Origin of the sequence: Prodigiosinella confusarubida, from assembly GCF_002847015.1 — a bacterium.
GTDB lineage: Bacteria > Pseudomonadota > Gammaproteobacteria > Enterobacterales > Enterobacteriaceae > Prodigiosinella > Prodigiosinella aquatilis.
This window is the reverse complement of record NZ_CP025085.1, coordinates 949,674-968,353: the sequence shown is the minus strand read 5'-3', so window position 1 is coordinate 968,353 and position 18,680 is coordinate 949,674. Positions and strand designations below refer to the sequence as shown.

Below are 18,680 nucleotides of genomic sequence, written 5' to 3'. Positions count from 1 at the left end.
AAGAGCGTGCTGTGGCACGCTCTTTTCGTTTTGTCTAAAGGCGGCTTACTGACCGTTGACGACCTGTGCGACCGCTTTGGCGAAAAGCGCCATGCCTTGATCGATATCGGCCAGTTCAATGACCAATGAAGGTACAAAACGGATCACATCCGGCCCTGCCACCAAAATCATCAGGCCATGCTCAGCAGAAGCAGTCAGGAAATCCCGTGCCCGACCCTGCCATTCAGGTTTTAGCGCCACGCCCAGCAACAGTCCTTGACCACGAATTTCGTCGAAAATGCCGAACTCCGCATTAATAGTATTCAACGCCGCCACAAAACGATCGTGACGCTCGGCCACACCTGACAGCACCTCCGGCGTATTAATCGTATCCAACGCCGCTTCCGCCACCGCGCAGGCCAACGGATTACCGCCATACGTCGTACCGTGAACCCCCACCGTCATCACCGAAGCAATTTCCTCGGTGGTCAGCATTGCACTAATGGGAAAACCACCGCCCAACGCTTTGGCCGTAGTCAAAATATCCGGCTGAACATCGTAATGCATATAAGAGAACAGTTTACCGGTGCGTCCCATCCCACACTGAACTTCATCAAACACCATCAGCGCCTGATATTGATCGCACAACGCCCGCACACCGTTTATAAATTCCGGCGTTGCAGGGATGACACCACCCTCGCCCTGCACCGGCTCTAACACCACCGCGCAGGTGTGGTCATCCATAACGGCTTTGACAGCGGCCAGATCATTAAACGGTACATGGATAATATCTGCCGGCTTCGGGCCGAAACCATCCGCATATTTCGCCTGCCCCCCCACCGACACAGTAAATAGTGTTCGGCCATGGAATGCATGATAGAACGCGATGATTTTGGTTTTGTACGGACTGTAACGCTTGATGGCATAGTGACGAGCCAGCTTGAAAGCCGCTTCATTAGCTTCCGCACCGGAATTAGCGAAAAAGACCCGATCCGCGAACGTCGCATTGATAAGTTTGCTTGCCAACCGCAAAGCCGGTTCATTGGTAAAAACATTACTGGTATGCCACAGAGTTTCCCCCTGCTGTTTGAGTGCTTCAACCAACGCCGGATGGCAATGCCCTAACGCTGTCACTGCAATCCCACCGGAAAAATCGATATATTCCTTACCTTGCTGGTCCCAAACCCGGCTTCCCTTGCCTTTAACCGGCACAAACTGCGCTGGTGCATAAACCGGAAGTATTACTTTATTGTGAGTGTCTCTTGTTACCGCCATTTTATCTGTTGCCATCTGCTTCCCCGCCTCAATATCTCACTACCTTGAATGAAAATATAGTCAATAAATATGCATAAAAAGTCATAACGAGGCAATCATTAATCTGCCGGAAAAGAAAATTATCCACTATATGACTATAAACCAAGAAAATTCTTCAATAACTGATGCCCCTGCTGGCTCAGGATACTTTCCGGGTGAAACTGCACCCCTTCCAGAGGCAGAGAACGGTGACGAATGCCCATGATTTCATCTATTCCCTGCTGATGCTCACTCCAGGCGGTAATCTCGAAACAGTCAGGCAGAGAAGCCTTGTCGATCACCAGAGAATGATAACGCGTGACGTTCAACGGCTGAGCCAACCCGGTAAACACCCCCACATTGGTATGCTGAATTAATGATGTTTTGCCATGCATTACCTGCCGGGCACGGATCACTCGTGCGCCAAACGCCTGCCCCAGCGCCTGATGCCCAAGACAAACCCCCAGAATCGGCAGTCTACCGGCAAAATGGCGGATAACCGCCAGTGAGATGCCAGCATCATCCGGTGTGCAAGGACCAGGTGATATCACCAGTCTCTGCGGTGCTAACCGTTCAATATCGGCTAGTTGCAGTTCATCATTGCGCTTTACCAACACATTCTCACCCAACTCACAGAAATACTGATACAGGTTATAGGTAAAGGAATCATAGTTATCAATTAATAGCAGCATATCAAACCTAACTTATTGATAAATAATAAAAATGTTATTTGATCTTTCTTTTCATACCCGCAAGAATACCCGCAATTTTTTTCGATACATGCTTATGGGCTAAAGCGGTAAAAGCCATTGTACCTGTCTCCAGCATGAAAGGGATGACAAGAAATTTACTTTAACAAAACGCTAAAGATACCTATGACCATACGGCGGAACCCATCACATCGCGCCAGCCCCTTTTTTGGGAGGGGCTGGCGCTCATCTTTCTTATGTGGGTGATTTTTCCATAACTCACCAGCTCGGGAACAGAAAACCATCCCCCACCTTTCCCCCACTTGCTCAGGGATCACGGCTTCCCCCACCTGATTTTCATGGCTAGATTAAAAGCAATTATTTATTAGTGAGTTAAGTTATTCCCCCACTTCGCGTCTATATATGCGTGGGAAATGGGGGAAAATGCCGGATAGGATGACGCATTATCCGTTCGCCCCCACTTTCCCCCGTTTAATCCCCCATCTTATTCCGTTGCGATAACGGCGTGATCCGTTCCCCTTCAAAGGCGATCAGGCCATCTTTTTCCAGCTTGTCCAACCATCGGGTGAACTTCTTGTTCACATCAAAGCCCATTGCCCGCATATCGTCTCGTACTAATGAACGGGTGCAGCCTTCGCCGTTGGCCGTGCGTGAACGAATGGCCTGCCATAAGGCGACATGGTTTTCTGTCAGCCTAGAAATACCGGCTAAATCAGGATCGTTGCCAACATCATCCTCTCTGACTTCACGGCCTTCATCGTTCAGTACCAGCGAGGTGATCTGATCGCCATCATCATCCACGTACAGATCAACGGCATTCAGGTCATAGGCGCGACGCGGCGGCTCTTCTGCATCTTTCATCTTGGTGCAACTGAGGATCAACGCGCCGCCATCACCTTCACGCCTGACGTTAAATTCCACGTCCAGCGCGGCACGGAAGGCACTGGAGCCTCGTGCGCCTTTGTCCTGATCTTTACCGGAATGATGAATAATTAGCACCGTGGCCTGTGTTGCCGCTTTAATCGCGTCACATCCCTGAATGAATGCGCCCATATCTTTAGCCGCATTCTCATCCGAACCGCCAAAACAGCGGGCAAGCGTATCCAGAATAATCAGACGAACCGGCATACCGGAGGCGACTTTCACATCGCGTGCGGCTTGTATCACTTGCTGCACGCTCTCCGGGCTGGCCGGAAAGATCGGGCAATCCACTCGATAAAGTGCGTCAATCGGGCTGCCGCTGTTAAGTGTCTTCTCCCATGCCCGGATACGACGGGGAACACCAATCCCGCCTTCACCGACGACATAAATCACCGCCCCCTGCGTCACTGGCTTGCCCGCCCACGGTTTGCCGGTGGCGATATGACATCCCCACGACACCGCCAGAAAAGACTTATAAGAGCCGCTGGCACCGTAAGCGCTGGCCACCGACGAACTCGGCAGATAGCCTTTAATCAGATAATCCTGCCGAGTATCAAAACCGTCAGAGCCTTTGCGTAGGGGTAATGAGGTGTTGAACGCGGATGTAGCAGTATCGATGCGGACTAAAGGGGTATGCATGGTATCGGGCTGATAACGTTGCTTGTTGAAGGCGGATTTGGTGGCCTCAAGCCCATATTGCTGACGGTAATCATCCCAGTCACAGAGCCTTGTGGTGGGTGGTAACGAAACCCAGCCATCCACAGCCAGCGCGGCTTTTTCTGCCTGTTCTTTGCCGATATTGGTCGCGCCGTCGGCATGGACATCATGATCGCCCGCCAAAATAAGGGTGGCTTTGGGATACTCGTTGCGTAAGGCTTTAGCGACATTTATCAGGTTGGTTGCAGAAACCGCCGCGACAACGGCCGCCGTGGTTATCAGACTGATGGTCAGGCCGGTGGCGTACCCTTCGGTGATCACGATAGTGTCCGGCTCTTTCGGATAATGTACCGCGATGAAGGCGCCTTTCAACTGTGAACCAGGCAGCAGGCGTTTTTCTCCGTTGTCGTTGATCAACTGTGCGCCGGTAAGCTCACCGGAAACGCGGTGCAGCGCTAACAGAAGGCTTCCCCTATCAAACGTGATACCGCTAATGCGCGTTTTTTGCTGCGCGGTCAGGCATGGGAGAGTGGTGGAGAGCCCTTTCGTTTTCAAATACACGTTTTCACCATTACTTGAATGGTTCAGCATGGTCTTGATTTTATCCACAAGAGGCGGGCGGTCAGCGGCCTTTTTCCTGGCTGGCGCTGTTGACGTGGGTAATGTCAGACTGGCCACCTGTTTTGCGGCGGCTGGCAGGTCGCAGTGTCTGACTTGTGCTATCAGGTCGAGGCCATCACCATGACCACACTGATTACAAAACCACGTCCCCCGCCCTTCTTTATCATCAAAACGAAAACGATCTTTCCCACCGCAGGCAGGACAAGAGCCATGTTTCCCACCGGAAGGCACCGAAATATCCAGCGCTGCAAGAATGGACGACCAGCAGTAGCGGGACTGAGCGGTAATATCCGAAACGAATTTACTCATCGTCAGATACCTCCGCTTCCAGTGTGTCATTTAACTGATTCAGACGCTCCCACAAGATAAACATCAACAGTTCTTTAGCGAGGGCGTTTTCCAGTTCGATGATGGCATAGGCCAGCGCCCGACAGTGATCGACGAGTTCTTCCAGCGTAAGCGGTATGGGGTCATACATGATGTACCCCCGCAGAAAAAAAGAAAGATTGCGGGTATAGAAAGGGAAGGGTCGTAGCCATAAGGCAGCCTCCGTGGTAAGCAGGGTATCACTACCACCTGAGACGCCAACCTCTATGGTGGTAGCCCAGACGGGGTTGGCGTAACCGGTTACCACGTAGCCCGGCGCTCCTTGCGGAGCCCCCGCCTGAGCCACCATTGACAGGTATTCGCAGGCTGACGCGTGCAGCGATCCAGTCATTCACTTCGCTTTCCACCCATGCCACGGAGCGGGAACCGATTTTGACCGCCTGAGGAAATTCCCCCTGCTTCATCAGCAGGTAAATCCATGATTTTTTAAGGCTGGTTTTTTTCATCACACCCGATAAGCGAATTAACGTGATATCTGCCATGATCAATCCTCCTTCCGGGTGTAAACGCGTTCAACGTAGCGGCCCCGGCCATCACCATGGCCGAGATCCATTGACGTTAACGCTCTGGCTTCACTACGGGAAAATCCTTGTGACAGGTAATAACGGATTGCATCCTGCGCCCATGCGTAGCGCAGGCTGTGCGGAGAATAGTGACCGGTCAGCCCCAATCGGGTGGTCTGTGTGCGCCAGAAGTTCATGGCGGTTTTCAGGTCGGATTTATCGATCAACCTGCCGTTACGCGCCTCAGCCACCTTTAGCGCCGCTTTCACTGCTCGTTGAATGGCTTCGCGATCGATAATCCGGGTTTCACGCGGCCTGCCGCCTTTGGTGCCAAATACCACGGTGAGCGTTTGTTGATGGAGTTCAAGCTGCTTTTCCCATGTTTTCAACGAACTGGCGCACTGCACCGTCTCCTGAGAGCGCAACCCCAGCAACCGGGCAAGCTGAAGTGCACAGGCCAGACCGGCATCGTCCTGACGGGCAGTGTTCAGCACAGACTGATAGAGCGCATCCGGGATGGCAAACTTTGTACCCGCACGGCTTGCGCCACCCAGTCCCAGTGTTTTATTCGTCAGGCGCTCAGAAGCGACGAGCTTTTCCCGTCCTCCCTGCCTGAGCACTGCGCGCAGAGCTGCCATTTCGTTGTGAAGCGTGCGAACGGCAATGCATTTTGACAAGCGCTCAGCGACATAACTTTCGATATGTCTGGTTTTGAGGTACTTGATGTCACGCACCTGAATATTCAGCGCCAGTAAGTGACGGCAGAGCCTGTCCATAATACGGATGCGATCATGAACTGTTTTGTAGCTCCCACCGGCCTGTTTAGCCAGTGTGGTCATTTCACGACTTAATTTACTCATGCAACTTCTCCCTACAATTTCAACCTGCTGCTTTTCTCTGGCGCTTGGGGAAATGGCAGACACAATGGGAATTGACCTGCCTTGAACGATACCTGTGCGCCAGAGCGGGCAGCGGTTGAGGTATTGCGGGGTGTCGGTTTATGCACTCTGTGCGACCGCCTGCGGTTGCAGGTTTTCCCCTCAGGCCGTTGGGCCTGCCTCGGTATCGGTTCAATCTCCTGTAAAAAAAAAGCGATCAGTTCGGCACAAATAGGTGTGTCAGATTCATGACGCAGTGGTTGAAGTTGCTTGTCTCAGGGGCTGACGTGCCCATAGGCTGCGGCGTCACTTTCATCCGTTGGCACGGAAAAAGTGACGCCGGTGCAGACGATGCAGGCAGGCGCGTAGCCGATGCCTTACGGCATAGCAGCGCGCAGCCAGCACGTTCACACGCACAGACGCAAATCATTGAGACGAATAAAGCTAAAGTTGCACGATAGCGTGAACTTACAGAAGTAAGCGCTGTTTAAGCCGCCTGTGAAGTGAAATCACCACAACGATAACGTTGCAGCTACAGGCCAGTCCCCTACGGTATGGAAGCCGCTCTCTGGCTGGGTATAGCGAGGCCCACAGCAATAGTTGGGCTTGAGGTATAGTAGTAGCCTTCATCGTCACGCTCATAGCGGCCCTGACGACATCTGCTTGCAGAAGGTAAGCAGATTTACCGCGCTTCTTCATCACGCTCTCTTCCTTTCAGGCTACGGAAGAGTACCGGTGTGGTCGCCCGAAGGCGTCAGTCTCAGACCACGCTTCATTCCTTATGACTTTAGCAGTGTGACCACCCGAAGGCGTTTCTCTCAGGTCACTCGTATCATCCTGACACTGGAAACATTGGCAGTTGTCTAAGACAACGGATTACTCGGATAAAAATACGACGGAATTTTGCAGACTTCAAGTAGTTTGAATATTCATCAAAAGGGAGTAATCTAGCACTAAGTGCTATAGTTAAAGGTATGGAATGCTGGCCTGATGCGTGTATTCAAAACCAAATGGTTTACTAAGGCGGCTAAATCCCACGCTATCAAGGATAGTGAGTTATGTCAGGCCATTGAGGCGGTAACTCAGGGGAAAGCTGATGATCTCGGCGGCGGCGTTTACAAGAAACGTCTTAACCAAAACCGAGATCGCGCCATCATACTGGCGAAAGGCGGGGAACATTGGTTTTACACGTTCCTGTATGCCAAGCAGGATATGGCGAACATTGATGATCGTGAACTGGCCGGGTTCCGCGAACTGGCGAAGCAGTATGCCAACCTTGCCGATGAAAAGATTACGGCACTGATTAAGCATAAAGAACTGGTGGAGATTTGCCATGACCGCAAAAAGTAAATTCAAGAGTCCTGCATTTGAAGCTATCCACAGCGCGGCTTCTGGCTTATTCAGCGTCGACGCTATCCCACAGGAAACGATGCGAAACTTTGACAAAGCCTGCATCAATAGTGTGGATGATCTTCAACCGCTAGAAATAAAAGCACTACGTGAGAAGCTGAACGTCAGCCAACCGGTTTTTGCCCGTTACCTGAATACCAGTGTTTCAACGGTGCAAAAATGGGAAAGTGGTGTAAAACGCCCCAGCGGGTTATCGCTGAAACTGCTTACCGTGGTGCAGAAGCATGGGTTGAAGGTGCTGGTTTGATTTATTGGACTGGTTATTTTGGAATATAGATTGACGGTCTGCTATGTGCCAGAGCGGACTTAGCGATTGTACTTTGCTTTAATACCACTGCGAGGCGGTTTTTTTGCTCACTTTTTGCGAGCATTCGGTAAAACGCCTAATATGCCGAACCATGCAATCTGACGCGCAGCCGCACTGTGCTGAACCGGACGTTACCGATATGATGGATGCCGAAATTCATTCATCAAAAGGAACTAAAATGACTGACCGGGTGATATTGCAGCGTGAGTTTTCTGAGCTTATGAACGGGCTGCACGGAAGCATCTTAAAATATGCTACTGACCGAGCCGAACACCATCAGTGTGAGGTCTATCTGTGCGTGAACAACAAATCACACTGCGATCAAATACTAGAACGCATCTTTGACAAAAGAGTTGTTAATAAACTTAAGTCAAATCAGGTTATCTCCGTTAACGGACGGAAATTGAGCTTATATTCGCCCCTGACCCTGAATAAGAGTTATCTGCCGGAAGCGGTGTATTTATTGATGTTCCCCAGCCCTAAGCTGCTGAAATCTGTTGAAAATCAGGCGAGCCTCAACCCCGCTCATGAAATTATCGTGTTTACCGAATCAGACGGGCATACAGAGGCTACGGATAACTGGATGTCGGAACATGAGGTTCGCACGCTGGGAACCGGAAAAACAGCCTAATACAAGCCGCCGGCAGGCGGTTTTTTTACGTCTGTTTTCGAGCATATCTTTCTGCGGATCGTTGACAATTCGGGTCGCAGCGTAACCTACCGTCACAGTAATTTTCGCTGTTTTTCAGCGACTCGCTTCGCCTTCATTTCCATTCTGCGGAGACTGGCGCGGGACTTCGATGCGCGAATCTGAACCAGACGTTCCCGAATGGAGACCGCCGGATTGAATCCCCCTTCCCATGGCACATGTTTTATTTCGAATTTTCGACAAATATTCTCTGAGAGTTCGATTACATACAGGCCGTGCTTTGCGTAGGGTTCCTGCCGCTTGGCATAATAACCTGTGCAATCTGGTGCATCATCAAAGTAAGAGTCATCAAGGTTTGAAAGTTCACTGATCACCTGTTCACGTTTCGAATCGATGCCGTGCAGCCTGTAAAGCATATCTGCATCCAGATATTTATAGTCACCTTTCACCGATGATAATTGCAGTTCAGGTTTAACATACCCTGTTACCTTGTATTCTTTTTCAGGATCATAAATACCGTCGTTATAAGACAAGAATTCACACTGAGATATATATTTGTCTAGCACGAATATAAGCTGTATTACTAATGTAGTTCTTCTCTTTTCCTTTTTTTCCTCTCCCAGACCGCCTCTTTTACTGTGTTAAAAATAAGCGGCCCTGCGATGGCTGCTGCTCCAACTAATGCCCATGTTTCCTTTTCCACATGAATTCCTAACTAAGCTAATCACTAATGATTAAAATCTTATACCGTATGTTCTGGTAGGGCGATATCTGGCGCACCGAAGCAAGATATGGAGCACAACGATTCGGTAAAACCCTTATAAGACCGAATATGCCCGGAGCCGCAGCTGGGGCACGTCCATGTTCCCATGGCCAGTGTCAGGTCGACATTGATTTCTCCACATGAACTGCAGCGTTTACTGCTGGGTCCCCACCTGCCAACTTTCAGTAGCCTCACCCCGCGCCAGGCGCATTTGAAGTCGAGCTGCCGGAAGAACTCATCGAGACCGACACCGGCCTGGAACTGTGGACCGAAACCATTCAGGAGTTGGGGCATGCCTGAAAAATACTGTGTGTGGCTCCAACGAATATCGTTTGATGCAAATCCGCAGCAGCCAGAAGAATTTCCTTATAAATTATATTGATGCTAACCACAGTTAACTTGTAGCCTATGAGTCGTTAAAAGCTGGCCGTAGACAGCTTTCGACAACGGGGTGAGGGCATAGGCGGATGAATTGCATTCTCCGTTGACAAATGTCAACATCAATACTAGGATTGTATTGTCGGAGGCGAATGAAGAAACATCCGAACAAGCATATTCAAGCAGCCATTGATTATGCTTTGAGTAAAGGCTGGGTTTGGGTTCCACCGGGCGGTTCTGCCCACTGCTTTTGTAAGCTGCGTTGTGGTAATTCAGCAGATGAGCACCAAGATCATCAAATGAGTGTGTGGTCCACTCCGGGAAATCCGGAGAACCATGCCAAGCAAATTAGGCGCAATGTAAACCATTGCCCTTGATTTTGCCCGGTAAGGGGTGGCTACAACCACTTCTTACCGAATTGTTGAATACTCTGAATACTATATAAAGAGGTATTATGGCGCTTTATAATTTCACTCTGACACTCTCAGGCGTAACGAATGAGGTCGAAGGACTGGAAGATGCGCTGTACGAAAGCGGCTGTGACGATGCGCTGCTTTGTGCGTACGGAAACTCCGTCTACGTTGAATTCGACCGCGAAGCTGATTCCCTGGATGATGCTATCGCATCAGCGATTGAAAATATCGAATCAGCTGGTATCGGCGCTATCGTAGAGTCTGTAGATTCTGCCCTTGTAGGTTTAAGCGATATTGCTGAAATTACAAATATGTCCCGCCAAGCGATTGCAATGCTAAAAGATGGCACCCGCGGCACCGGTGACTTCCCTTGCCCTATCCAGCGAATTAAAGGCCAGTCTCCACTTTGGGACTGGGCTAATGTTGCTGAATGGCTGCTAAAGAATGGGCGACTAAAAGAGGATGGTGAGCTTGTTATTAATGCTCGCGTTCTCAGTAAATGGAATCTGGCTCTTAGAACGAGTGCTTCAATTGACTTCGGAGAAGTTGAATCAATTGCAGCTTCACTGATCAAACGACGCCGCAAAACAGTCGCATTGTAAGTATCCCTAAAATCCGCACCATTCTCTTTTAGAGATCCTCTGGCATTACCCTTAAAGCGAACTTCCGTTCTTCGCTTACAGCAGACGTGTTATTCATGGGCTTGTCCGCTCCGTGCCGAAGCGGACGTATAGTGGTTCTAGAAAGCTCTCATGTCGTGGCCAATTTGTGTCGCCCACTTCAAACAACCAAAATCATATATAATGCAAATTACCAACAAAATCCGCCCACTCTTGCATCATCTTCCGTCGCTCATCCAGATACACCGCACGATTGTAACTCGCTCGTACCTTGTTACGCTCAGTATGAGCAAGCTGGCGTTCGATCACATCCGGGCGGTAGCCCATTTCATTTAAAATCGTTGATGCGGTAGCGCGAAAGCCGTGCGCGGAAAAACCGATGCTATCCTTGCCATTAAACCCCATACGCTCAAGCGCACGATTAAGGGTGGTCGCCGTCATGCAATCCTGTGGGTTACGATAATTTGGGAACAACCACCCACGCCCCCTCTGGCAGGATAGTTGACACCCCAAACTGAAAATCTCTATGGGGCAACGGAGCCTGTTATGAAACGTTATTCACCAGAGCGTAAGGCCGCTGTATTGGCTAAATTACTTCCTCCTTACAACATGACCGTCACCGCACTTGCACAACAGGAAGGGATATCGGAAGCTACCCTTTATCATTGGCGGGTCCAAGCCAAATTGGAGGGAAAACCGGTGCCCGGAGCCAACAAAACCACAGACCTTTGGTCGACAGAAGCCCGTTTTGCCGTCATCGTTGAAACCGCCACACTCAGTGAAGCCGAATTAGGCGAATATTGTCGTCGTAAAGGGCTTTATCCTGAACAAATAGCGCAGTGGAAACAGGATTTTCTCCAGACGCCACAAGTCGATACCCGGCAGTCGCAAAAACAGGCCCAAAAGAAAATCAAAGGGCTGGAGCGTGAATTGGCGCGCAAAGAAAAGGCCCTGGCGGAGGCGGCAGCCCTGCTGGTCCTGAGAAAAAAGCTGAATCAGTATTACGGCGAGGCGGACGAGGACGACTGACCCCCGCTCACGAACGCGTGCAACTGATCCGATGGATACGTGAAGCCATGAGCGCCGGCGCACGTCTGCTCCCCGCTTGTCGGGAAGTAGGGTTAAGCCTGAGCACCTGGCGACGCTGGAATAACCAGACTGAAGACCGTCGACCCACGGCAGAGCGTCCGGTACCGGCCAATAAACTGACCGCCGAAGAAGAGCATCAGATAGTCACGGTATGTAATGAGCCGGAATATGCCAGCCTGCCGCCGGCGCAGATCGTGCCACGGCTGGCGGACAAGGGCCTCTATCTGGCCAGTGAATCGACGTTTTACCGGGTACTGCGGCGGCAGGGTCAAGTACATCACCGTGGCCGTAGCCGCGCACCGCTGAAGGTGAATAAACCGACCAGCTATCAGGCTGTCGGGCCATGCCAAGTGTGGACGTGGGACGTCACCTGGCTGGCCTCCAGGGTTCGCGGCCGCTATTTTTATCTGTATCTGATAGAAGATATTTTTAGCCGTAAAATCGTCGGTTACGAGGTTCACGAAGAGGAAAGCGGCGAGCGAGCGGCCGCGCTGCTGCACCGCACCGTGTTACGTGAACGGTGTTACCGCCATCCGTTAGTGTTACATGCCGACAATGGTGCGCCGATGAAATCCCAGACGCTGAAAGTGAAACTGGAAGAACTGAGCATCACGGGTTCGCACAGCCGACCACGAGTCAGCAACGATAATCCGTATGTGGAGTCGCTGTTCAGAACGCTAAAATATGTTCCGTCGTGGCCGTCATCAGGCTTCCTGGATCTGGCGGAAGCCCGGCGTTGGGTGGAGGGCTTTAGCCAGTGGTATAACAAGGAGCATCGGCATAGCGCGATCGGTTATGTCACACCAGAACAACGGCATCAGGGAGAAGATATAAGCCTGCTGGCAAAACGAAAAGCCTTGTATGACATGGCTAAAAAAGCCCGACCGGAACGGTGGTCAGCCTCATGCCGTCAGTGGCAGCGGGTAGATGTAGTAATGTTGAATCCAGACAAGCCAGAAACCGGGCTAAAATCTGCAGCGTAAAAACGAATAAGGGTGTCAACTTCGTTGACAGCTACCGCACGTCCGCCAGTGTATGTCTGTAATTCCCGTAGCAGCACAATCGCCTGCGTTGATAACGGGACAATATGCTCTTCTCGCATCTTCATTCTTCCGGCAGGGATTCGCCATTCAGCACCATCCAGATCAAATTCCCGCCATTCTGCTTTGCGAAGCTCAACAGTTCTGACAAACGTCAGTAACATCAATTTTAAGGCAATCACCGTGGTGCGATAGCCACCATAGCGATTCAGTGCCTGCATGAAATCCGCAATTTCAGTACGCGACAGAGGTTTATGATGCTCAACTTTAGGTCGGCGTATTGCGCCTTTGAGCGCAGCCGCCGGATCGCTATCTGCGCGAAGTGTTGCTACTGCGTAACGAAATATCGCAGAAGACCACTGCCTTATCAGCAAAGCAACCGTCTCCGCCCCCCGCCCTTCAATACGTTTGATGATCTCAAGCAGGTGGGCTGCTCTCACACTTTTGATTGGCAGTTTACCAATGACAGGGAATACATCGGCAGCTAAGAAGCGTTCTACCTGCCGTAAGTAGTAAGGTGTTCAGTCTGGTGACTTTTTATCGATCCACTCACGCGCAACAGCTTCGAACGTATTCGCGTTAGCACTGTGGCTCGCCATACGTTCTAACTGACGCTGATGTGCTGGATGTATCGCCTGTTTGACCAAAGCTCTGGCTTTATCATGCTCAGCGCGGGCTTCGGCAAGGCTCAGTGTTGGATACTCTCCCAGAGCAAATACGTTTTCTTTTCCTGCAATACGGTATCGGTAACGCCACAGTTTTGAACCTGACGGGCGAACCTCCAGATACAGGCCACCGCCATCAGCCAGCTTGATCGGTTTATTGGTCGATTTGGTACTACGAATTTTTGCATCAGTCAGCGGCATACAATTGCGGGTATCAGATAAACGATACCCGCAAAGATACCCGCTATTTTCGTGGATAACAATGGACTATCTCACCCACCAATGAACGGTAATTAACTGTAATTTAATGAGATTGAACCAAAACATGGAGGGCAATAAACGCCAATGGACTTCGATGGCAGTTATCAATTAATAGCAGCATATCAAACCTAACTTATTGATAAATAAATATAATGCAACTTTGTTTATGATCTCCACAATAGTACCAACAATTTTTATGATACTTTTCTAATTGAGCGGATCTAACACAGGACATTGTACCCGTATCTACTAGCAAAGGGGTGACAGCAATTGATGTCATCAACGCTTAATTGTTGAATGGCAACCCCCGTTTCCAACGAATTAACGGAGGCAGCGCTATGATAATCGCGCCATCTTTCAGACCACGACATTTTCCCCTGTCTTCTGAAGAAGGGCCATACCGTTCACTACAACACCGGATACCGGAAACATTGGCAGTTGTCTGAGACAACGAGTTACGTAGATAAAAACACGACAAAGTTTTGCCGACTTCACGCACCTTGAGTCTAGAAGAAAAGGGGGTGACCTAGCACTAAGTACTATAGTTAAGGTCACAGGATGCCCTGCCTTGGCCTTTAATATGGTGGATCATATCAGCACGCATCATTTTAATTCGGATGCTAATCATTTTAGTAAAGCGCCAAGAAACAACGTGCGTTTATCAGGAGTAAATGATCATGTAAATCGGTTGATTAGACCAAAAAGTGATCAGCGGTTTTCACGCAGCCTGCGCCAGGGGGAGCGGACGTTACTCAAATCATGGCGTGTTAATCAACATAGAGCAGGCCGCCTCCCCAATAAGGGAAGGTAAATCGCGATGGGTTTGTTTATTTCACCCTTTAATATTTCAATTTTCTGCTTCAAAAAACAAGATTGCCTATTGATGCTCCGCCATCGACATACAGTGTCTGACCGGTCATGAATGCAGCATCTTCAGACAGGAGAAACGCAATAGTCGCCGCAATTTCATCTGGTTTACCAAAGCGCCTCATCGGTATCCCAGTAAGATATCGACGTTCTCCCTCGCTGCCAGGAAGATTGTTCGCCCTGAAAAGCGCCGTCTCGGTAGGGCCTGGTGCAACGGCATTCACAGTAATGCGAGTTTGCGCGAGTTCCAACGCCCAGCTACGAGTGAAGCTTATCAATGCCGCCTTGGCCGCTGCATAAGCCGTGCGATCTACACTTCCCAACACCGTCAGACTGGATATATTAACGATCCGTCCCCAGCCGCGCTTTATCATGCCGGACAGGATAGCCTGTGTTCCCTGAACTGCCGGATACAGATTGACCCGCATGACCTCATCAAAAGAGATGAGATCAATGGTTCCCAGACGCTGTGGTTTAACCAGACCAACATTGTTGACCAAACCATCAAACTCGTAATGTTGGCTTAACTGAGCAAATACCTTTTCAGTTTCAACTGTGTCCGCAAGATCAACACCGACCAGCGTGCCTGGGAAGTTATCCACTGATCCCCGTGCGAGACCGACAACATGATGCCCCGTTCCGGCAAGACGATGAGCCAACGCCAGTCCAATGCCTTTACTGGCACCGGTTATCAAGAAAGTTCTACTCATGAACCACTCCAATAAAAGTCCGCTGACAGCACGTCAGAAGAGAAAATAGATTCAGATACCGCGAACGCAACGCAGGGACGGCAGCCTGTCTTCGGGATCGGGACGACGGGTATAATCCGGGTTCACCTCCGCATAAATAATGGCGCTCTGCTGGTCAATGACATAGCGTGCTGACATAGAAAGCGTCCAGCCCCCATCACTGTTAAATGTCGGCAGGTCGTTCTTAAGCGCTTTGTACAGTTCGACCAGATAATCAGGTAACTCGAAACGCAAACCAAATGCCGCAGCCACCCTATTATTAGGGTCAGACAAAATAGGGTAATGACAAAAAAGAGTCGCAATGGATAACGAACTTACTGCGAGGCCAGCGAATTAACTTTCTCTATGGCACGCTGAACGGCGGGCCGCGCGGAGATTTCCTCAAACCAGCGCGCTACATGAGGCGTATCCTCCAGGGTTACACCAGCAAACTCTCGCCGCCACAACCAGCCAAAATGGGCTATATCCGCGATTGAGAAATCATCTCCGGCAACAAAAGGACGTTCCGCCAAGGTGTTATCAAGCACGTTTAAGGTACGAACAGCCTCGGATAAAAAACGCTGAATCGCCAGCGGCTGGGGTTCGGACACCTGATGCCGGAAGAATCCCGATTGACCAAAGGCGGGACCCAATCCTGACGCATGAAAGAACAGCTGCTCGAACACGCGGGCCCGTTCTGGTCCCTCGGCAGGCAAAAGCTTTCCGCTTTTTTCGGCGAGGTATATGAGGATCGCGGATGATTCGGTCAAAACAAGTGTTTCAGATGAAGCCTGCGAATCAACAAGCACGGGTACCTTGCCATTGGCATTTAATGCAATAAACCCAGCTGACTTCTGTTCTCCTTTGCGTACATTCACGGCATGCAGAACATAATCCAGGCCAAGTTCTTCTAACGCGATAGGCACTTTGATGCTGTTGGGTGTGGCAAATGCATAGACATCTATCATGGTCATTTCCTTGTTCAGATTATTTTCGGGTAACTCCCGGTTCGCTGAACAACATATTGGCTGGCGTACATTTGGAATGGTAGATATGCTGGAGTGATAACATCTATTCTTTAAGGGAATAATATGGATCGATTTCAGGCAATGGCCACATATGTCAGGGTCGTAGAAACAGGCTCCTTTTCCGCTGCCGCCCGACAACTCAACGTCGGCCAACCCGCAGTGTCCAAAATCGTTGCCCAACTTGAAGCCCGACTACAAACCAGCCTACTGACGCGCTCTACCCACGGTCTGACGCCGACTGAGGCGGGCCAAAGGTTTTACGAACGGGCACAGGCGGCGCTGCAAGAAGCCGAAGAGGCTGAACTGGCCGCCAGAGGCGCGGGAAGGGGGTTATCCGGGAAGCTACGTATTTCGGCTGCAACCACCTTTGCCAGACTGCATATCATTCCCCACCTCCCCCGATTTCTTGAGGAGCATCCAGAACTGAGCGTCGACGTCATCCTTGATGACCACGTCATAGACCTGATTGCCGAGGGCGTAGACGTGTCGTTGCGCATGGGGATTTTGCCCGACTCCTCCGCCGTCGCACGTAAGCTGGCCACCAGCCCTCGTTCTGTTATAGCCACTCCGGACTATCTGGAAAAAAACGGAGAGCCGAAAATACCGGCCGAGTTAGCCGAGCATGAAACTATCCTCTATAACCCACAGCCCACTCTCTGGTCATTCACTCGCAACGGCGCCGTGATTTCAACATCAGTCAATGGGCGCGTGCGGGTCAGCGCCGCTGAAGGACAACGCGCTGCCGTACTGAGTCATATGGGATTGTGCATTGCTTCAGACTGGATGTTCGCAGAGGAACTGAGAACTGGCGTGGTTAGAAAAGTACTGACGGCTTGGGAACTGCCTTGCATTGACCTCTGGGCGGTTTTCCCAAATGGCCGTTTAGCGAGTGCCAAGGCGCGCCAATTCGCTGGCTTTGTTGAAACTATCATGTCTGAGTAATAACTCTCAAACATTCCTCTTAGGAATAGCCATTATCTAATCTGGAGGCGATCCCATTTCGTTTGGAATGGAATATTGTTGTTTCACGGCCAGCCAATCCGGACTGGCAATAACAAGGATCGCAACCATGTCAACATTTGAAACCTATCGTAATGCCTTCTCCAACGCCCGTCTGACGCGTAAAACTAACGGTGTATTAGAGGTCAAGCTGCATACCAACGGTGAAAAACTGGTCTTCGACGGCCACTCTCATGAACAATTCGTTACCCTGTTTCATACCATCGGTGAAGACCGTGAAAACCGTGTGGTGATCCTAACAGGTTCAGGTGATGCTTTTATGGATGCCATCAGCCCAGAAGGCTTTGACTTTTTCAGCCCATTAGGCTTTGACAAAATTCTGCGTGAAGGCAGAAAGGTGTTAAGCAACATTCTGGACATCGAAGTCCCCATGATTACCGCGCTGAACGGCCCCGTGTTACTCCATAGCGAATATGACTTACTGACCGACATCGTGTTGGCTACGCCGGAAACCGTCTTCCAGGATAAACCGCATTTTGAATTTGGGATTGTGCCCGGCGACGGCGTTCACATTCTCTGGCCAGAAGTCATCGGCTCGATCCGTGGCCGCTATTTCCTACTTACCCGCCAGGTCCTCGATGCAGAAACCGCAAAAGACTGGGGCGTGGTTAACGAAATTGTCCCGGCAGACCATCTGCTTGCCCGCGCGCATGAAATTGCCGACGGCATTGCCGCGCTTCCACCGCTCACATCCCGCTATACACGCATTGCGCTGACCCAGCGACTAAAACGGTTGATCGAAGAGGGCACCGGTTATGGTCTGGCGCTCGAAGGGATCAGTGCGGCCCAGGTGGCACAGAGCATGACGCAGAAATAAGCGTTTCCAGTCATCGTCTGGCTTATCTTCAGACGATGAGGATTTTGTAAATTATCGGACATTTATTAAGTAGGGTCTCCCTCGTTATTCAGGGTACCTGTCTATTGAGAGGGTAAATCATGAAAGCATTATTATCGCCCGTGACGGCAGGAAAATTGCGTCTGGAGCGTAGAGTTGTAATGGTACCCACAACACGCATGAGAACCGTGCAAGGAGGCATTCCTGGCGAACTGATGGTTGAATATTATCGTCAACGTGCGAGTCAGGGAGGACTGCTTATCGCAGAGGCGACAGCCATCTCTCCCTACGCCAATGCCTATGAATATGCCCCCGTCATCTTCAACGACGAGCAGCAGGCTGGCTGGCTGGCTGGCTGGCAGCGTTTGGTTGAAGCCGTTTCAAACATATTGGCATTCACACTGTTTATTTTTAACATGGTAAAAGAGAAAATCATCAGGCACCCGCCGGTAAAACCATCCAGACAAACCAATCGGCATCACAATATGCAACAGATGAAATAGTCACTACATATTATTAAAAAATAATTAATTATTGAAATAATATGCTTTAGCACGTAGACATCCGACCAAGAAAAGTGACGCCCATCAAATCTCTGAAAATTAATACCAAAACACATAATGAAACATTGTTTTAATTATTGAATTGTTCCTTTTTT

At 50.2% G+C, this 18,680-nt stretch carries 21 protein-coding genes and 4 pseudogenes; 9 read left to right on the top strand and 16 right to left on the bottom strand.

Going from position 1 to position 18,680, the window contains the following annotated elements; all coding sequences use genetic code 11:
• Positions 1 to 45: 45 nt before the first annotated feature.
• The 8 genes and pseudogenes from argD to CWC46_RS04435 form a co-directional block, all read right to left on the bottom strand.
• Entirely contained in the window at positions 46 to 1,269 is a 1,224-nt protein-coding gene (argD, locus tag CWC46_RS04465) for a bifunctional acetylornithine/succinyldiaminopimelate transaminase (RefSeq protein WP_021013398.1), read from the bottom strand.
• A 119-nt stretch (positions 1,270 to 1,388) separates the two neighbouring features.
• Positions 1,389 to 1,964 carry an aminodeoxychorismate synthase component II gene (locus tag CWC46_RS04460; protein ID WP_021013399.1) on the bottom strand — a complete coding sequence of 192 codons (576 nt, stop codon included), beginning with the start codon at positions 1,962 to 1,964 and terminating at the stop codon, positions 1,389 to 1,391.
• Between the two features lie 489 nt (positions 1,965 to 2,453).
• Positions 2,454 to 3,542, bottom strand: a complete 1,089-nt coding sequence (locus tag CWC46_RS23200; protein ID WP_237160217.1) for a helicase RepA family protein — start codon at positions 3,540 to 3,542, stop codon at positions 2,454 to 2,456.
• Between the two features lie 63 nt (positions 3,543 to 3,605).
• Positions 3,606 to 4,490: pseudogene (locus CWC46_RS23195) on the bottom strand (primase-helicase zinc-binding domain-containing protein); the annotation flags it as partial.
• Complete coding sequence (locus CWC46_RS23190) at positions 4,483 to 4,659, bottom strand: hypothetical protein (RefSeq protein WP_021013401.1); 177 nt, start codon at positions 4,657 to 4,659, stop codon at positions 4,483 to 4,485. The pseudogene CWC46_RS23195 and the gene CWC46_RS23190, both read right to left, overlap by 8 nt.
• Before the next feature lie 90 nt (positions 4,660 to 4,749).
• Positions 4,750 to 4,857, bottom strand: a pseudogene (locus tag CWC46_RS23185) (ash family protein); the annotation flags it as partial.
• A 10-nt stretch (positions 4,858 to 4,867) separates the two neighbouring features.
• A pseudogene (locus CWC46_RS04440) lies at positions 4,868 to 5,050 on the bottom strand (helix-turn-helix transcriptional regulator); the annotation flags it as partial.
• Positions 5,051 to 5,052: 2 nt separating this feature from the next.
• On the bottom strand, positions 5,053 to 5,931 hold the full coding sequence (locus tag CWC46_RS04435) for an integrase domain-containing protein (protein ID WP_021013403.1): 879 nt from the start codon (positions 5,929 to 5,931) through the stop codon (positions 5,053 to 5,055).
• Between the two features lie 1,008 nt (positions 5,932 to 6,939).
• Between CWC46_RS04435 and CWC46_RS04415 the strand changes: the two genes are divergently transcribed.
• The 3 genes from CWC46_RS04415 (at position 6,940) to CWC46_RS04405 (ending at position 8,297) form a co-directional block, all read left to right on the top strand.
• Entirely contained in the window at positions 6,940 to 7,299 is a 360-nt protein-coding gene (locus CWC46_RS04415) for a type II toxin-antitoxin system RelE/ParE family toxin (protein WP_021013406.1), read from the top strand.
• On the top strand, positions 7,283 to 7,606 hold the full coding sequence (locus tag CWC46_RS04410; RefSeq protein ID WP_021013407.1) for a helix-turn-helix domain-containing protein: 324 nt from the start codon (positions 7,283 to 7,285) through the stop codon (positions 7,604 to 7,606). The genes CWC46_RS04415 and CWC46_RS04410 overlap by 17 nt, the downstream gene beginning before the upstream one ends.
• A gap of 199 nt (positions 7,607 to 7,805) precedes the next feature.
• Positions 7,806 to 8,297, top strand: a complete 492-nt coding sequence (locus tag CWC46_RS04405; RefSeq protein ID WP_237160207.1) for a hypothetical protein — start codon at positions 7,806 to 7,808, stop codon at positions 8,295 to 8,297.
• Positions 8,298 to 8,389: 92 nt separating this feature from the next.
• On the opposite strand, the gene CWC46_RS04400 is transcribed toward CWC46_RS04405, so the two are convergent.
• Positions 8,390 to 8,848 carry a hypothetical protein gene (locus tag CWC46_RS04400; RefSeq protein ID WP_157831358.1) on the bottom strand — a complete coding sequence of 153 codons (459 nt, stop codon included), beginning with the start codon at positions 8,846 to 8,848 and terminating at the stop codon, positions 8,390 to 8,392.
• 209 nt (positions 8,849 to 9,057) lie between these two features.
• The gene (locus tag CWC46_RS23590; RefSeq protein ID WP_071790825.1) at positions 9,058 to 9,372 is read right to left on the bottom strand and encodes a zinc ribbon domain-containing protein; all 315 of its coding nucleotides are present in this window, start codon (positions 9,370 to 9,372) and stop codon (positions 9,058 to 9,060) included.
• A gap of 236 nt (positions 9,373 to 9,608) precedes the next feature.
• On the opposite strand from CWC46_RS23590, the gene CWC46_RS23180 reads away from it, so the two are divergent.
• Together CWC46_RS23180 and CWC46_RS04385 are read left to right on the top strand one after the other, a co-directional pair.
• The gene (locus tag CWC46_RS23180; protein WP_021013410.1) at positions 9,609 to 9,833 is read left to right on the top strand and encodes a hypothetical protein; all 225 of its coding nucleotides are present in this window, start codon (positions 9,609 to 9,611) and stop codon (positions 9,831 to 9,833) included.
• A 77-nt stretch (positions 9,834 to 9,910) separates the two neighbouring features.
• The gene (locus CWC46_RS04385; RefSeq protein WP_021013411.1) at positions 9,911 to 10,471 is read left to right on the top strand and encodes a hypothetical protein; all 561 of its coding nucleotides are present in this window, start codon (positions 9,911 to 9,913) and stop codon (positions 10,469 to 10,471) included.
• Positions 10,472 to 10,663: 192 nt separating this feature from the next.
• Here the strand turns inward: CWC46_RS04385 and CWC46_RS04380 are convergent, their stop codons facing one another.
• Complete coding sequence (locus CWC46_RS04380; RefSeq protein ID WP_255401385.1) at positions 10,664 to 11,002, bottom strand: tyrosine-type recombinase/integrase; 339 nt, start codon at positions 11,000 to 11,002, stop codon at positions 10,664 to 10,666.
• 33 nt (positions 11,003 to 11,035) lie between these two features.
• Here CWC46_RS04380 and CWC46_RS04375 point away from each other — a divergent pair.
• A protein-coding gene (locus tag CWC46_RS04375; protein ID WP_101377470.1) for an IS3 family transposase occupies positions 11,036 to 12,561 on the top strand; the annotation gives its coding sequence in 2 pieces (ribosomal slippage) (positions 11,036 to 11,480 and positions 11,480 to 12,561; 1,527 coding nt in all).
• Here CWC46_RS04375 and CWC46_RS23055 read toward each other — a convergent pair.
• The 5 genes and pseudogenes from CWC46_RS23055 to CWC46_RS04355 form a co-directional block, all read right to left on the bottom strand.
• A pseudogene (locus CWC46_RS23055) lies at positions 12,489 to 13,121 on the bottom strand (tyrosine-type recombinase/integrase); the annotation flags it as partial. The gene CWC46_RS04375 and the pseudogene CWC46_RS23055 sit on opposite strands and share 73 nt — an antisense overlap.
• Before the next feature lie 18 nt (positions 13,122 to 13,139).
• Positions 13,140 to 13,484, bottom strand: a complete 345-nt coding sequence (locus CWC46_RS23050; RefSeq protein WP_021013416.1) for an integrase arm-type DNA-binding domain-containing protein — start codon at positions 13,482 to 13,484, stop codon at positions 13,140 to 13,142.
• A gap of 920 nt (positions 13,485 to 14,404) precedes the next feature.
• The gene (locus CWC46_RS04365; protein WP_021013417.1) at positions 14,405 to 15,121 is read right to left on the bottom strand and encodes an SDR family oxidoreductase; all 717 of its coding nucleotides are present in this window, start codon (positions 15,119 to 15,121) and stop codon (positions 14,405 to 14,407) included.
• Between the two features lie 51 nt (positions 15,122 to 15,172).
• Positions 15,173 to 15,394: a hypothetical protein gene (locus CWC46_RS04360; RefSeq protein WP_201797190.1), complete on the bottom strand. Its 222-nt coding sequence runs from the start codon at positions 15,392 to 15,394 to the stop codon at positions 15,173 to 15,175.
• Between the two features lie 80 nt (positions 15,395 to 15,474).
• On the bottom strand, positions 15,475 to 16,107 hold the full coding sequence (locus tag CWC46_RS04355; protein ID WP_021013419.1) for a glutathione S-transferase family protein: 633 nt from the start codon (positions 16,105 to 16,107) through the stop codon (positions 15,475 to 15,477).
• 123 nt (positions 16,108 to 16,230) lie between these two features.
• Here CWC46_RS04355 and CWC46_RS04350 point away from each other — a divergent pair, with 123 nt between their 5' ends.
• The 3 genes from CWC46_RS04350 (at position 16,231) to CWC46_RS04340 (ending at position 18,525) form a co-directional block, all read left to right on the top strand.
• The gene (locus CWC46_RS04350) at positions 16,231 to 17,109 is read left to right on the top strand and encodes a LysR family transcriptional regulator (RefSeq protein ID WP_021013420.1); all 879 of its coding nucleotides are present in this window, start codon (positions 16,231 to 16,233) and stop codon (positions 17,107 to 17,109) included.
• A 127-nt stretch (positions 17,110 to 17,236) separates the two neighbouring features.
• A complete protein-coding gene (locus CWC46_RS04345) occupies positions 17,237 to 18,004 on the top strand; it encodes an enoyl-CoA hydratase/isomerase family protein (protein ID WP_101377469.1) in 768 nt (255 codons plus the stop codon).
• 119 nt (positions 18,005 to 18,123) lie between these two features.
• Complete coding sequence (locus CWC46_RS04340) at positions 18,124 to 18,525, top strand: oxidoreductase (protein ID WP_021013422.1); 402 nt, start codon at positions 18,124 to 18,126, stop codon at positions 18,523 to 18,525.
• Positions 18,526 to 18,680: the final 155 nt, after the last annotated feature.

Excerpts from the sequence above, each read along its gene's own strand:
- CWC46_RS23590 (WP_071790825.1), bottom strand. The coding sequence starts at position 9,372 with ATGCCCCAACTCCTGAATGGTTTCGGTCCACAGTTCCAGGCCGGTGTC.
- CWC46_RS23200 (WP_237160217.1), bottom strand. The coding sequence starts at position 3,542 with ATGCATACCCCTTTAGTCCGCATCGATACTGCTACATCCGCGTTCAAC.
- CWC46_RS04340 (WP_021013422.1), top strand. The coding sequence starts at position 18,124 with ATGAAAGCATTATTATCGCCCGTGACGGCAGGAAAATTGCGTCTGGAG.
- CWC46_RS04365 (WP_021013417.1), bottom strand. The coding sequence starts at position 15,121 with ATGAGTAGAACTTTCTTGATAACCGGTGCCAGTAAAGGCATTGGACTG.
- CWC46_RS04460 (WP_021013399.1), bottom strand. The coding sequence starts at position 1,964 with ATGCTGCTATTAATTGATAACTATGATTCCTTTACCTATAACCTGTAT.
- CWC46_RS04435 (WP_021013403.1), bottom strand. The coding sequence starts at position 5,931 with ATGAGTAAATTAAGTCGTGAAATGACCACACTGGCTAAACAGGCCGGT.
- CWC46_RS04410 (WP_021013407.1), top strand. The coding sequence starts at position 7,283 with ATGACCGCAAAAAGTAAATTCAAGAGTCCTGCATTTGAAGCTATCCAC.
- CWC46_RS23180 (WP_021013410.1), top strand. The coding sequence starts at position 9,609 with ATGAAGAAACATCCGAACAAGCATATTCAAGCAGCCATTGATTATGCT.
- CWC46_RS04405 (WP_237160207.1), top strand. The coding sequence starts at position 7,806 with ATGATGGATGCCGAAATTCATTCATCAAAAGGAACTAAAATGACTGAC.
- CWC46_RS23190 (WP_021013401.1), bottom strand. The coding sequence starts at position 4,659 with ATGTATGACCCCATACCGCTTACGCTGGAAGAACTCGTCGATCACTGT.
- CWC46_RS04345 (WP_101377469.1), top strand. The coding sequence starts at position 17,237 with ATGTCAACATTTGAAACCTATCGTAATGCCTTCTCCAACGCCCGTCTG.
- CWC46_RS04355 (WP_021013419.1), bottom strand. The coding sequence starts at position 16,107 with ATGATAGATGTCTATGCATTTGCCACACCCAACAGCATCAAAGTGCCT.
- CWC46_RS04415 (WP_021013406.1), top strand. The coding sequence starts at position 6,940 with ATGCGTGTATTCAAAACCAAATGGTTTACTAAGGCGGCTAAATCCCAC.
- CWC46_RS04350 (WP_021013420.1), top strand. The coding sequence starts at position 16,231 with ATGGATCGATTTCAGGCAATGGCCACATATGTCAGGGTCGTAGAAACA.
- CWC46_RS04385 (WP_021013411.1), top strand. The coding sequence starts at position 9,911 with ATGGCGCTTTATAATTTCACTCTGACACTCTCAGGCGTAACGAATGAG.
- CWC46_RS23050 (WP_021013416.1), bottom strand. The coding sequence starts at position 13,484 with ATGCCGCTGACTGATGCAAAAATTCGTAGTACCAAATCGACCAATAAA.
- argD (WP_021013398.1), bottom strand. The coding sequence starts at position 1,269 with ATGGCAACAGATAAAATGGCGGTAACAAGAGACACTCACAATAAAGTA.